The sequence below is a fragment of the Candidatus Kuenenia sp. genome, from assembly GCF_027493735.1.
GTDB classification, from domain to species: Bacteria; Planctomycetota; Brocadiia; order Brocadiales; family Brocadiaceae; genus Kuenenia; species Kuenenia stuttgartiensis_A.
On the sequence record NZ_JAOSKF010000024.1, the window covers coordinates 14,062 to 27,546 of the forward strand.

The following is a 13,485-nucleotide window of genomic DNA, read 5'->3' on the forward strand; positions in this document are numbered from 1 at the left end:
TACGGAGCTATTTACCTGTTGAATTTTATTGCGCTACAAACAGACCGCCCCTAAAGGGGCTACATTGTTTTTTATATCCCCTTGGATTTTTCAAGTAACTAAGGTGCTATGAATTATTTGATCAAAAACAACTCCCTTTTTCCCCCCTTTATTAATGGGGACTTTTGCGGCCGTTTGTTTAACTTAATGACATTGGGTTGCAAACCTAAACCCGCCTGAAGTTCTATAAAACATCATGGACGATTTTCGAAGGAAAATACACGAAATAAAAACGCGCGTGCGATACCAGGAAACAGACCAGATGGGGATTGTTTATTACGCGAATTTCCTTGTTTTCTTTGAAATGGGGCGTACTGAATATTTGCGGCAATGCGGACTGCCTTATTCCGAAATGGAAAAGGAACACATCTATTTTCCAGTGGCCGAAGTGCATTGTAATTTCCGTTCCCCTGCTTACTATGACGACGTACTTATTGTACGAACATGGGTTTCCGAATTGAAACATGCAACGGTTCAATTTAGTTATAAAGTATTCAGGGAAGAGGGTGATACATTGGTTGCCGAAGGATACACAAAGCTCGCATGCCTTAATGCAAAACGTAAACCTGCGGCAATACCGGAAAAATTACGAAAATTGCTGCAGCCATAAAGCTCGTGCACTTTTTGTCTTTTTGTCAAAGGAGCATTCACGATTTTTTGTAACCGTTTGTGTGATTGGGGCAAAACAACGCTGCCAGGGGTTAATACTCGCGAAATCCGAAACAAATTCTAATGACAAAATGATTCGAAATTCTAAACAAATGCATCTTTTCTATCTTGCTTTTCGTGCTTAATATTTGTTGCCTGCCTGCGCGTGATTGCACGCAGATAGGTATGTTTTGGATTTGTTTCGAATTTTATTCGTTGTTATTCGGATTTTTTATTTATTGCTTGTTTGGTTCCGGCTATGCCAGCTTAATAATATATGTAATAAGAGCAGTCTATGGTTCCCCCTCGTATTTTAAAAACAGTCATCATTTTGCATTTGCAACACCCGGAAACGATGAAAATGGTTTTATAACCATATTGTGTTGTAGTTTATGTGTTAAAAATTTTTTTTTGGTTTTTTTTTGGGGGGGGGGGAAAAAAAAAAGAGGAGAAGTATAAAAAAAAAAAAACAACAAATTCTCCTGGAAAGCGGCACCAATGAAATGGAATTGCTGGAGTTTCTCCTAAGAGATCAGTCGTTTGGTGTAAATGTTGCAAAAGTACAGTCGATAGTACAGCATGACCCAAAAACAGTCACTAAGGTGGCTACGTCTCTTCCGGCCATGATGGGGTTGATGCTGCACCGGGGAAAAACAATACCCCTCATTAATCTGGCAAACGCACTAGATATACAGAAGAAAAACAGCGATGATGCAAATAGCATATCGGTGGTAATAGTAACTGAATTTAATAATTCAATTAATAGCTTTTTGGTAGATGGAGTGAACCGGATTCACAGGCTTTCCTGGAGCGATTTTATTCCAATAAGCAATATTATCAACAGCAGCGGGTCAGGTGTTATCGGGTCGGTGCATATCGATAATAAAGAAATTATGATTATCGATTTGGAACATATTCTTTCTAAAATATTTCCACACTTGGCGATTGGCGAGGCTGCCAGCGAGACATTTCAAATAGAAAAAAAACAGGGACGTGAAAATGTGGTGGTTTTCTTTGCCGAGGATTCGAAGACTATTCGTGACAATGTTGTTCGCGTACTGAGCAGTGCGGGGTATAGTAATGTCCGTGTGTTTGAAAATGGTCAAAAGGCGTTTTATGCACTGATGGGAATACGTGACAAAGTAAAAGCGGAAGATTCTTTTTCCACAGAACTACCCGATGTATTAATATCTGATATAGAAATGCCGGAGCTTGACGGATTAACCTTATGCAAAAGGATAAAGAGCGACGCCTTGCTCAAAAATATCCCTGTGATTATGTTTTCCAGCCTGATAAATAATCAGATGGTGGTGAAATGTGAAAGTGTTGGCGCTGACAACTATGTAACAAAACCGGAGATGAATAAATTAATACATATGCTTGACGATAGTTGTTTAAAGAAGGAAAAATAACTGTAGGGGCAAAGCATTTGCTGTAAATTGGCATAAATGTTTTCATGCCCAAACTAACAAATACTCCGCACCTACTAACGCTCGTTCCCAAGTTCCGGTTTTGGAACGTAATTGTATTGGAAGCTCCTGCTTCCATTTTAATGGCCAAATGGTTGAGATGATTTAACGATTTTGACGAAGCATCAGTAACTATTCAGCGTAAACGATACACGGCTCGTTCCCAAACCTTGTACTGAACATAGTGAAGTATCTGTTTGGGAATGCATTTGTTCGAGAAACTCCGGTTTCTCGCCTGTTTGCTGATAGATAGGGAATAAAATCACAGGGTTAAGACAGTTTGTAATTTGTCAAGCCAGACCCTCACTGGAAACAAAGTTTCCAGTGCAATTGCGTTCCCAAACAGATACTTCACTATGTTCAGTACAAGGTTTGGGAACGAGCTCGAATTTATAGCAAATACTTCGTCCCTACTTGTTACGATTTTTTTTAATCACTTCATTATTGAGAAGGAAAAGCAATGAATATACTTGTTTCAGGTTCAGTGGCATATGACAGAATTATGGATTTTCCCGGAAAATTTTCAGATCACATTCTTCCCGAAAAAACACACCTGCTGAATGTATGTTTTATGATTAATGAACTGAAAGAAAATTTTGGAGGAACTGCGGGCAATATTGCTTACGCGCTCTCCTTGTTTGGCGAAACCCCCAAAATTATTGCAACTTCCGGACGTGATTTTGAACCGTACAAAAAGTGGCTGGAAGACCATAAAATATCTACCATGCATATAAAGATGATAGAGGAAGAATTGACGGCAGGGGCATATATTACAACAGACCGATCGGACAATCAAATAACGGCGTTTAATCCGGGTGCCATGAAATATAGCGCCTGGTTTGATTTTGATGCTGCGGCGAAAGAAGTGTCCTTGGCAATTGTCTCTCCCGGAAATTTGGATGATATGATGCAGTTTTCAAAAATATATAAACAAAAAGGAATAGAGTATATCTTTGACCCGGGACAGTCCTTGCCTGCATGGTCAAAAGAGCATCTAATGGAAGCCATTGACGGGGCAAAAATATTTATCTGCAATGACTACGAATTCCAGCTTACGCAAGACAAGACTTCCATGACAAGCGAAGATATTATAAGGGGAACGGATATTTTGATTATAACGAAAGGGGAATACGGGTCCGCAATTATATGCGGAGAAAACGGAACCACAAAGACATATGACGTCCCTGCCGCAAAAGTATCCGTGGTAAAGGACCCCACCGGCGCCGGAGATGCTTACAGAGCCGGTTTAATAAAAGGATTGGTTTCAGGCAAGGGGATTGTCCATGCGGCAAAGATAGGCGCCGTTTGTGCCGCCTATGCAGTTGAAGTGTATGGGACGCAAAACTTTCACTTCACAGCAGATGAATTTAAGGTGCGGTTTAAAGAGGTATTTAAGGAATCACCTTTTTAGCATAGTAGATTTGTGAAGTACGAAGTTTGATTTACGATTTGGGATTTAAATCGTACCTTGTAAACCTACACAATGTTCCCGCGAGTTGTTGTAGCCAAAAGCGTCTGGTCTTAGAATAATAAACACATTTCTTAAATTTCCTGTTGATAGAGGAGCCTTGTGTTCCGTGGTTTAACTGGTTTTTATAAAACTTATGCAAACAAAAACCATAAATCCAGCCTCGTACCTCCCAAATCTTTTTATATTGACCGAAAAAGTGGAATTTGTTACCATCAAGCGGTCTTTCAGTCAGCTATTCTTACAGAAACGTCATAATGCAGCAAAAAGCCGCAATCAAAAATAGTTTAACCACAAAGGGCACAAAGGATATACAGAACGCAAAGGATGCAAAGAAAAACCTACAAAAAAAGAAGTTTTTACGGGGTAATACTATATACCCAGCCCTGATTACCAAGGTGTTTTTTGCTGCCTCAACCCAAATAGCCCATAATTGTGTAGCGCATACCTTTGCAGGGAGAAAAGGTATTATCCTGCCATGGACAAGCCGGAACCAAACAAGCACAAAGCACAAAGCAAATTCTAAAATCCTCCCCCTAATCCCCTCCAAAGGGGGAGAATGTCCCCCGCTGGCGGTGGTGCAGGGGGTGGATTTGTATTCAGCATTTCGGATTTCCACTTCTATGGTGGCGGTATTTACCTGAAAATTACTTTTAAATAACGGATCATTAACGCATGCGAAGAGAAATAAAACTGATGCTATTCGGAATGGTGTTATATCCCATGTGTGTATTTGGCACTATGGGATGTGCCTCTGTACCAATGAAAAAGGTGGTTATTGAGGAAAAAGAGCCAAAAGCGGATATAAAACTGCGCAGGAATATAGACGAATGGACCCTTCAGTTATATTCAGATGACCCCACGATACGAAGTTTTGCGGCAGTTTCTTTGCTGGGATTAAATTTGCAAAATGCGCAGGAACCCTTAACAAACATATTAAAAGATGCAAAAGTGCGGGAAGATATTAAAATATCCGTGATAAGGGCATTCGGATTTGCCAGAGATGATCGTGCGGTTGAATATTTAATCCGCCTGTTGGGCGATGAATCTGAACAAATAAGAACCGTTACCTTGAATGCGCTTGGGAGGATTAAAACAAAAAAAACAATAAATATGATGGCGGACGCCATGCTTAACCCTAAGCAGTCAAGGGATGTTAAGATACTGTTGGCAAAGGCATTAGGCAATACGAATGACCAGGACTCCGTAGACCCGCTTATTAAAATGCTTCGGTCTGATGATAGTGATTTGCGGGAAACCGTGATGGCGTCTTTGGAGAAAATTACAAAAGTATCAAGCAACAAGGATTCCTCATGGTGGAGGGAATGGTGGCTGCGTAATAAGTCGAAAACACGGGAACAATGGCTGGATGAAATTGTGCTGAAGCAGGAAGAAAAGACCCAGCAATTAGAGGCAGAGATTGAACAATTAAAACAGGAAGTGGCGCGAAAGACTATTAAGCTCATTGAACTTGGACATGACAAAATAGACACTGCATTGTTGAGTGAAGCGATTAAAAGTGATTATCCGGAAGTAAGAATTTTTGCCGCAAAGGAATTGGCAAAGATAAAAGACTCATCAATTGTCGATATATTGATTAATGCCATATCAGACAAAGAAGAAGAAGTACGTATTGAAGTTGTTCAGACACTAGGGGTGATTAACGATGAAAAAGCGCTAAAACCTTTAATTCGTGCCCTGGGTGATGAAAGTTTGATTGTGAGAGAAAAGGTTGCCAGGGCGCTTGGACAATTTGGGAATGATGAGGTGGTGGCGGTTCTCATCGAAGCGTTAAACAATAAAACAAATGCCCCCATTGTGTCTACGATAATAGAATCGTTAGGCGAGACGGGAGATTTAAGAGCGGTTGATACGTTGATTCAATTTCTAACGCACGAGAAGCCCGAAATAAGGGAGTGTACTGCGGCGTCTCTTGGGAAACTCGCCGATGTGCGCGCGGTGCCGTACTTAATTGCCGCCCTGAACGACGGGGAAGAACGTGTCCGGTGGTATGCGGCAGATAGTTTAGGGAAAATCGGCGACCCTGTATGTGTGGAACCCCTTATTAAGCGCCTGTCCGACAGTAGTGCCCGAGTAAGAGAGTCGGCGGTGACGGCTCTCGGCCAGATTGGAAATCTGCCGGCAATTGAGGCTTTGATAAAAGCGCTTCAGGATGTTGATAAACGGGTTGTGGAACAAGCGGCCGGGCGTTTGGTGAATATTGAAGACGCAACGTTTGATATTATGGAGTCCGTGGCGGCTAGTTTTTATAATATTGCAGATTATAAGCGGGCAGAAATCGTTCTTGGCAGAATAATGGCAAAATATGCAAAATTCCCGGAGTTACAGGATAAGGTCTTGCAAATCAGGATAAAACGGGCAAAAACATTATTTGCGTTAAAAGATTGGCAGAACGCACTCAATAATTATGAGGAAATTTTAAAACATAATTCCGTTGATGACACAATAAAAAAAGAATTTATTCAGTGCGCAAAAGAGCTGAAACAGTTTGACCGTGCGCTAAAATGGTTCACCGTGTGGCTTGAAGAGAATCCCCGGAATTGCCAATGGTGCTGGCAAGGTCGTTTGGACATTGCCACTGCCATGCTTGAACAGGGTAACTATGAAAAGGTAAAGGACCTTATCGCCCTGTTGAAGACGGAGGACCCTAATCTTGGCGGCGAAGAATTTTTACCCCATTTTCAGGCATTAAATGACAAAATTGAAATTGGCGTCGCCAATGCAAAATAGTAACGAAGTACGATTTACGAGGTACGACCTGAAATCCCAAATCGTAAGTTAATAAAAGAAGAAACCACAGATTACACAGACTTCGTCGTGAGCTCAGTCGAACGATTACACAGATTAAAAAAATCGTAAATCGTAAATAATTTTTAACAGGAGTTTGAAATATAAATGAAAATCCTTATCGTAGGAGCAGGTGCGGTAGGTTTTAATCTCGCAAAACAATTGTCTAAAGAGGGACACGATATCTCTGTTATAGACAAAGACCAAAACATGGTCGACCGTATTACGGAGAAAATGGATGTTTCTGCAGTGTTGGGAATGGCCACGTCTCCTTCAATCCTGGAAGAAGCCGGGATTAAGAATACCGACGTCGTATTGGCCGTAACAAACAGCGATGAGATAAATATCGTGACGTGTATACTTTCGTATAAATATAATGTAAAAACAAAGATTGCAAGAATAAGAAACCCGGAATTTTCGGAAAAAAAACCATTTGTACACCAAAACGGGTTTCATATCGACTACATAATAAACCCGGAAATGATAACAATTAATTCTATCATGAATATCATCGGCACTCCTGGCGCAAACTATGTGGCCGATTTTAAAGGAGGGGACGTTCTGCTGAGAGGGTTTAGCGTGCCTGCGGATGCCCCGATAGTCGGTAAAAAACTTGCCGATCTGGAAGAAATTGAATACACGGATTCTTTTCTTATCGTCGCTATCCAACGGAATGATGAAATGATTATTCCTACGGGAGAAACAGAAATTAAACCGAACGATAACATCTATGTGGTTATGGCAAAAGAGGCATTGCCATTCTTCCTTCCGATGGTGAACAGGCGGGCAGATGAAGTCGCAAAAGTCGTTATCTATGGCGTAAACCGGGCAAGCCTTAATTTGGCGAAGAAACTGGAAGATAGAAAAATCGGGGTTACCATTGTAGAACCACTCAAGGAAAAAACGGAAGAAGCGGCGTCAGTGCTGGACAGAACAATTATCCTGAAGGGCGATGCCCTGGATATTGATATCCTGAAGGAATCTTCTATTCACATGGCGGATTTTTTTGTGGCTGTTTCTGAAAACGAACAGAGCAACCTTCTCGCCGCATTGCTGGCAAAGAGGCTCGGAGCAAAAAAGGCCATTGTGCTCACGGAAGACCCCGCGTTTGTACCTATTATTAATTCTCTGGGTATTGACGTGGTAATAAACCCAAGGCTCATCACCGCAGGTTCCATCTTGCAGCATATCCGCAGGGGCGATACCCTTTCCGTGGTAAAGTTTCAGCAAAGCGAAGCCGAGGCCATGGAGTTGATAGCATCGGAACACTCAAAAATTTTAGGCAAGCCCCTGAAAGAGGTACACTTCCCAAAGGGTGCTATTATTGGCGCTATTTCACATAATGGAGTTATGAAACTGCCCACAGGCGATACCATAATAAATCCTGGGGAAAGCGTGATTGTTTTTGCACTTCCAAATGCCATCGAAAAAGTCCAAACCCTCTTTTCCAATGGAAAAGTCTGAACTCATTTCATCATCACTTAAACCTCATCGTCTATGAACATTTCGATAGTACTTCGTACGGTATCTAATCTTGCGTTAATGCTTTCCGCAATATTCTTAATCCCGCTGGGCGTTGCGTTGTTTTATAAAAACTACGACACCTTATGGGCCTTTATCCTGGCGATAGTTCTTTCCGGCATGTTGGGCGGACTTAATAAACTATTCTTCCGGAAAATTGAAGAAGAAATAGGCATCAGAGAAGGCATTGCCATTGTAACGTTTAGCTGGTTCATCTGTATATTCCTGGGAGCAGTTCCTTATTGGTATTCCGGGGTATGCACAACGTACACCGATGCGGTTTTTGAGACAACAAGCGGTTTTACCACAACAGGGTCTTCCCTTCTTACAAACGTGGAAATATTGCCGGAAAGCATACTTTTCTGGCGGACATTTACCAATTGGCTTGGCGGGATGGGTATTATTGTCGTTTTTGTAGCATTACTCCCCGCTATGGGCGTAAGCGGATACCCGCTCTTTACTGCAGAGGTAAGCGGCCCTACCGTAGGCAAACTGAAGCCCAGGATCGCGGCAACGGCAAAGGTGCTGTGGATTATCTATCTTGTTTTTACGGCAACAGTGACGCTATTGTACTTCCTGGGCGGCATGCCGTTTTTTGACGCCATTTGCCATTCCTTTGCCACGGTCTCAACGGGAGGGTTTTCCACAAAGAACACCAGTATTGCATATTTTGATAATCTTTATATAGAAATTGTAGCCGCCGTCTTTATGTTTATTTGTGGTTGTAATTTCGGGCTTTATTATCAGTGTTTTCAGTTAAATTTCAAAAAAATACTGAAAAATTCCGAACTGCGTTTTTTTGCCGGACTCAATCTGATAGCAATTGTCTTTGTTGCCGTGTTTTTATACCTCGGCCAGCCTGGCAGCTTTCATAATGAAGCCGGCAGTGAGTATCATCAGCATTTTGAATATTCCCTCAGACGTTCGTTCTTCCAGGTAGTTGCAATATGCACCGGAACGGGTTTCTCAACGGCAGATTTTGACGTATGGCCTGATATATGCCGGTTTCTGCTCGTATTGCTCATGTTTATCGGTGCGTGCGCAGGTTCAACCGGCGGCGGCATTAAAAGCGTGAGGATATTGATACTGCTCAAGTCCAGCATGCGGGAAATAGTACGTGTAATAAGGCCGCGCATGGTAAAACATGTAAAGATTAACGGCGAATCGGTGAGTGGGGAAATTATTACCGGCTGCTCGGTATTCTTCGTGGTGTACCTTGGATTTTTCGGGGTGTGTTCGCTGGCATTGATGGCGACAAATCTTGACATGGTGACCTCCTTTTCTGCCGTAAGCACCTGTATGTCCAATTGCGGTCCCGGACTTGCAAAAGTTGGCCCATCGCTTAATTTCAGCGAAATTTCTTATTTCTGTAAATGGATTTTAAGCTTTTGCATGCTCCTTGGCAGGCTGGAAATTTACAGCTTTCTCCTTATATTTTTACCGGTAACGTGGAAAAGGTAGAATTGTGTTGACTCATAAAATATGAAATGATATATATAGAAAACCAAAGCTGGAATAGCCGGAACCAAACAAGCAAGATATAAAAAATACGAAATCCGAAACACGAAATACGAAACAAATCCGAATAACAAAACATAAAATTCAAAACATACAACAATTATGAAGCACGAAATGCGAGATACAAAAGATGCATTTGTTTAGAATTTCAAATCATTTTGTCATTAGAATTTGTTTCGGATTTCACAATCATCGGGTTTCACTATTAAATGTCTTGCCAAAAAATACAAAGAAATTACCGATAAGGTACTACGGGGGCGATTAGCTCAATCGGCTAGAGCACTTGCCTTACAAGCAAGGGGTTATAGGTTCGAGTCCTATATCGCCCACCATTTTCAAATCCCCGGTTTCCAGTCCACAGACCACAATCCTCAATCTGCAATTTGCCGATTGCCGACTTCTGAGGGAACTGCGTGCCCCTCCAACCCCTGTGTTTATATGCGTTTTTGTCAGGAGAATGTATTATTACTACAACCATAAAGCAGGAAACCGGTCTTATCAAAGTCAGGCAATACATCATCGATAGTGAGGGTCACAAGGTGGCTGCAATAATTGACATTGAAGAGCTTGGCAGGCTGGGAGAAGTGTTAAAGAATATTTCATCATCAGAGGTATGGCTCTATCAAAATAGCGAAGCCTTTGAAGACGTCCAAAAAGGTTTAAAAGAGGCATCGGAAGGAAAAATCTCAAAACTCAATCTTGACGACCTATAATAAAATCCCTTGTTTGAAATATTCTTAACCGACCTCGACAAACTCAAAACCGACAAGGGACTTTTCAAGAGATACACGGCGGTAAAAAAGGCCATTCAGTTTCTGTCTCAAAATCCAAGGCATCCGGGCTTGCAAACCCATGAGTTTACCACCTTGAAAGGGCCGAAAGGAAAAAAAGTTTTTGAGGCTTATGCTGAACAATCCACACCGGCAGCATATAGAATATTTTGGTGCTATGGCCCTGACAAAAAACAGATTACCATCATAGCCATAACAGCTCATCAATAATTGCAGTATGACAGTAGGAAAATTTCGGCGTTGCTTACGGCGAGACCGCTTAGCGGCTGCAATATGAGGGGAAGAAACCGGCTCTCCATCCTGCCTGAAAAATCTATATAATCCGGGGTTCCCCCTTTCGTAATTTTGCGTGAGTATTGAGGATTTCGGATTTCAGCATTAAATATTTTGCCAAAAAATACAAAGAAATTACTGATCTCCAGTCTCCAGTCTCCAGTCCCCAATCTGCAATTTGCCGGCTGTAGATTGTAGATTGCTTCATAAACATACAAAGAGAAATACGAGTGCCAATAAGCGGGTTATTCATAATAGCGTGTTTTTTATTCATCATAGCGGCAGCGAGCTATTTTTTTGCGAAAACGAAGATATTTTCTTTTGCGTTACTCCTGTTTTACGCATGCAATACGTATCTTTCTCAAATATTGCTTTATCATTCTCACCCCATACTTTTTTACATAATAATAACACCCTTCCTACTCTTCCCCACGGTCTGCCTTATCCTCTTTGCTCTGGATGTGCGCTATGGTTTGTTTTGTACAGATACCACATTCGTTATTATATTCGTATGGCTGCTCATACCCGCATACCTAATGACAAATATCATCCTATACATTGTGTTGTGAAATCCTAAGCTGGTATAGCCAGGATGCTACAGACGAAAGATATCCCTCTTCCTTCGTCCCTCGTCCTTCGCTGGCCCGTCATTATCACAGGCAAATCTTGCTATGCATGACTAATGACTAATTTTCTTGACAAAACTGCAGGTCAAATTTAAGCTGCTGTTTATGAAGAATTTATCCATTATTATTCTATTCATAGCGTCCGCTCTTATTGTCTGTAATAGCCAAACATTTGCCATAGAGACCGCGCCGCACATCAGCGACCGGGAAATCGTGGAAAGGCTTACACGGCTCGAAGAAGGGCAGTCTGCTTTTCGCGAAGAAGTAAAACAACTCCGGGAAGACATGAATAAACAGTTTGACCGTATAGACAAACAATTTGACCGGCTGGTCCATATAATGCTGGGTATCTTTGGCGCATTTGCGGCGTTGTGTGGCGGCACGATATGGTTTGCCCTGTGGGACAGGCGTACCATGATACGCCCCTTTGAAGACAAGGTTAAGAAGATAGAGGACGACATCGCGGCAAACCGCAACAAGCTGCATACCTTCATAGATGCATTCAGAACCCTCAGCAAGACCGATGAAAAAGTCGCCGGCATCCTGAAGAAATTCAACCTGCTGTAAAAACTACCGGTTCCCGACTTTCAAAAGAGAAACCACAGATTTCACAGATGAAATAAAAAAAGGATTTTATGGGGCAGGCACAGATTATAAAATCGGTCCGCAGTCCTCAATCGGCAATCTGCAATTTGCCGACTTCTGACTTCTGACTTCTGACTTCTGACTTCTGACTTCTGATCTGACTTCTGACTTCTGACTTCTGACTTCTGATTTCTGATTTCTGACTTCTGATTTCTGACTTCTGACTTCTGATTTCTGATTTCTGACCAAGGACTAATTTTCTTGACAAAACTGCATGTCAAATTTAAGCTGCTGCTTATGAAGAATTTATCCATTATTATTCTATTAATAGCGTCCGCTCTTATTGCCTGTAATAGCCAAACATTTGCCATAGATGCCGCACCGCACATCAGCGACCGGGAAATTGTGGAAAGGCTTACACGGCTCGAAGAAGGGCAAAACGCACTACGGGCAGAAATCAGGGCAAATGCGGATGTAATAAGACAACTCCGTGAGGACATGAATAAACAGTTTGATCGGGTAGATACTCAGTTTGGCAGGATGGATACCCAGTTTGGCAGGATAGATGCTCAGTTTGACAGAATAGACAAACAATTTGACCGGCTGGTCCATATAATGCTTGGCATCTTTGGCGCATTTGCGGCGTTGTGCGGCGGCACAATATGGTTTGCCCTGTGGGACAGGCGCACCATGATACGCCCCTTTGAAGACAAGGTTAAGAAGATAGAGGACGACATCGCGGCAAACCGCAACAAGCTGCATACCCTCATAGATGCATTCAGAACCCTCAGCAAGACCGATGAAAAAGTCGCCGGCATCCTGAAGAAATTCAACCTGCTGTAAAAACTACCGGTTCCCGACTTTCAAAAGAGAAACCACAGATTTCACAGATGAAATAAAAAAAGGATTTTATGGGGCAGGCACAGATTATAAAATCAGTCCGCAGTCCTCAATCGGCAATCTGCAATTTGCCGACTTCCGACTTCTGACCAATGACTAATTTTCTTGACAAAACTGCATGTCAAATTTAAGCTGCTGTTTATGAAGAATTTGCCCATTATTATGCTATTCATAGCGTCCGCTCTTATTGCCTGTAATAGCCAGGCATTTGCAATAGAAGCCGCACCCCACATCAGCGACCGGGAAATCGTGGAAAGGCTAACACGGCTTGAAGAAGGGCAGTCTGCTTTTCGCGAAGAAGTAAAACAACTCCGCGAGAACATGAATAAACAGTTTGACCGTGTAGATACCCAGTTTGGCAGGATAGATGCTCAATTTGACCGCATAGATAAACAATTTGACCGGTTGGTCCATATAATGCTTGGCATCTTTGGCGCATTTGCGGCGTTGTGTGGCGGCACGATATGGTTTGCCCTGTGGGACAGGCGCACCATGATACGCCCCTTTGAAGACAAGGTTAAGAAGATAGAGGACGACATCGCGGCAAACCGCAACAAGCTGCACACCCTCATAGATGCATTCAGAACCCTCAGCAAGACCGATGAAAAAGTCGCCGGCATCCTGAAGAAATTCAACCTGCTGTAAAAACTACCGGTTCCCGACTTTCAAAAGAGAAACCACAGATTTAACAGATTCCACAGATTGAAAAACGGAAACCACAGATTTCACAGATGAAATAAAAAAAGGATTTTATGGGGCAGGAACAGATTATAAAATCGGTCCGCAGTCCTCAATCGGCAATCTGCAATTTGCCGACTTCCGACTTCTGACCAATGACT

At 42.2% G+C, this 13,485-nt stretch carries 12 protein-coding genes and 1 tRNA gene; all 13 read left to right on the forward strand.

Annotation, left to right across the window (positions count from 1 at the left end):
* Nucleotides 1-235 precede the first annotated feature (235 nt).
* The 13 genes from M5U24_RS17300 to M5U24_RS17360 all read left to right on the forward strand — a co-directional run bounded on the left by M5U24_RS17300 (nucleotide 236) and on the right by M5U24_RS17360 (nucleotide 13,291).
* Nucleotides 236-649, forward strand: coding sequence for a thioesterase family protein (locus tag M5U24_RS17300; RefSeq protein WP_099324585.1), 414 nt, complete (start codon nucleotides 236-238; stop codon nucleotides 647-649).
* A 541-nt stretch (nucleotides 650-1,190) separates the two neighbouring features.
* Entirely contained in the window at nucleotides 1,191-2,099 is a 909-nt protein-coding gene (locus M5U24_RS17305) for a chemotaxis protein (protein WP_298203135.1), read from the forward strand.
* Nucleotides 2,100-2,616: 517 nt separating this feature from the next.
* On the forward strand, nucleotides 2,617-3,567 hold the full coding sequence (locus M5U24_RS17310) for a carbohydrate kinase family protein (protein WP_099324583.1): 951 nt from the start codon (nucleotides 2,617-2,619) through the stop codon (nucleotides 3,565-3,567).
* Between the two features lie 314 nt (nucleotides 3,568-3,881).
* A complete protein-coding gene (locus M5U24_RS17315; RefSeq protein WP_099324582.1) occupies nucleotides 3,882-4,268 on the forward strand; it encodes a hypothetical protein in 387 nt (128 codons plus the stop codon).
* Nucleotides 4,269-4,299: 31 nt separating this feature from the next.
* A complete protein-coding gene (locus M5U24_RS17320) occupies nucleotides 4,300-6,375 on the forward strand; it encodes a HEAT repeat domain-containing protein (RefSeq protein ID WP_298203137.1) in 2,076 nt (691 codons plus the stop codon).
* A gap of 165 nt (nucleotides 6,376-6,540) precedes the next feature.
* Nucleotides 6,541-7,896, forward strand: a complete 1,356-nt coding sequence (gene trkA / locus M5U24_RS17325; protein WP_099324580.1) for a Trk system potassium transporter TrkA — start codon at nucleotides 6,541-6,543, stop codon at nucleotides 7,894-7,896.
* Nucleotides 7,897-7,929: 33 nt separating this feature from the next.
* A complete protein-coding gene (locus tag M5U24_RS17330; RefSeq protein WP_099324579.1) occupies nucleotides 7,930-9,414 on the forward strand; it encodes a TrkH family potassium uptake protein in 1,485 nt (494 codons plus the stop codon).
* A 312-nt stretch (nucleotides 9,415-9,726) separates the two neighbouring features.
* A tRNA-Val gene (locus M5U24_RS17335) sits at nucleotides 9,727-9,803 on the forward strand.
* Between the two features lie 114 nt (nucleotides 9,804-9,917).
* On the forward strand, nucleotides 9,918-10,184 hold the full coding sequence (locus M5U24_RS17340; protein ID WP_164994538.1) for a hypothetical protein: 267 nt from the start codon (nucleotides 9,918-9,920) through the stop codon (nucleotides 10,182-10,184).
* 9 nt (nucleotides 10,185-10,193) lie between these two features.
* The gene (locus tag M5U24_RS17345) at nucleotides 10,194-10,472 is read left to right on the forward strand and encodes a hypothetical protein (protein WP_164994539.1); all 279 of its coding nucleotides are present in this window, start codon (nucleotides 10,194-10,196) and stop codon (nucleotides 10,470-10,472) included.
* A gap of 794 nt (nucleotides 10,473-11,266) precedes the next feature.
* A complete protein-coding gene (locus tag M5U24_RS17350) occupies nucleotides 11,267-11,728 on the forward strand; it encodes a hypothetical protein (RefSeq protein ID WP_157820422.1) in 462 nt (153 codons plus the stop codon).
* Between the two features lie 315 nt (nucleotides 11,729-12,043).
* On the forward strand, nucleotides 12,044-12,589 hold the full coding sequence (locus M5U24_RS17355) for a hypothetical protein (RefSeq protein WP_164994541.1): 546 nt from the start codon (nucleotides 12,044-12,046) through the stop codon (nucleotides 12,587-12,589).
* A gap of 198 nt (nucleotides 12,590-12,787) precedes the next feature.
* Nucleotides 12,788-13,291 (forward strand): hypothetical protein, encoded by a 504-nt coding sequence (locus M5U24_RS17360; protein ID WP_164994542.1) that lies wholly within the window; start codon nucleotides 12,788-12,790, stop codon nucleotides 13,289-13,291.
* The last annotated feature ends 194 nt before the right edge of the window (nucleotides 13,292-13,485 follow it).

Excerpts from the sequence above, each read along its gene's own strand:
- M5U24_RS17300 (WP_099324585.1), top strand. The coding sequence starts at position 236 with ATGGACGATTTTCGAAGGAAAATACACGAAATAAAAACGCGCGTGCGA.
- M5U24_RS17305 (WP_298203135.1), top strand. The coding sequence starts at position 1,191 with ATGGAATTGCTGGAGTTTCTCCTAAGAGATCAGTCGTTTGGTGTAAAT.
- M5U24_RS17310 (WP_099324583.1), top strand. The coding sequence starts at position 2,617 with ATGAATATACTTGTTTCAGGTTCAGTGGCATATGACAGAATTATGGAT.
- M5U24_RS17315 (WP_099324582.1), top strand. The coding sequence starts at position 3,882 with ATGCAGCAAAAAGCCGCAATCAAAAATAGTTTAACCACAAAGGGCACA.
- M5U24_RS17320 (WP_298203137.1), top strand. The coding sequence starts at position 4,300 with ATGCGAAGAGAAATAAAACTGATGCTATTCGGAATGGTGTTATATCCC.
- trkA (WP_099324580.1), top strand. The coding sequence starts at position 6,541 with ATGAAAATCCTTATCGTAGGAGCAGGTGCGGTAGGTTTTAATCTCGCA.
- M5U24_RS17330 (WP_099324579.1), top strand. The coding sequence starts at position 7,930 with ATGAACATTTCGATAGTACTTCGTACGGTATCTAATCTTGCGTTAATG.
- M5U24_RS17350 (WP_157820422.1), top strand. The coding sequence starts at position 11,267 with ATGAAGAATTTATCCATTATTATTCTATTCATAGCGTCCGCTCTTATT.
- M5U24_RS17355 (WP_164994541.1), top strand. The coding sequence starts at position 12,044 with ATGAAGAATTTATCCATTATTATTCTATTAATAGCGTCCGCTCTTATT.
- M5U24_RS17360 (WP_164994542.1), top strand. The coding sequence starts at position 12,788 with ATGAAGAATTTGCCCATTATTATGCTATTCATAGCGTCCGCTCTTATT.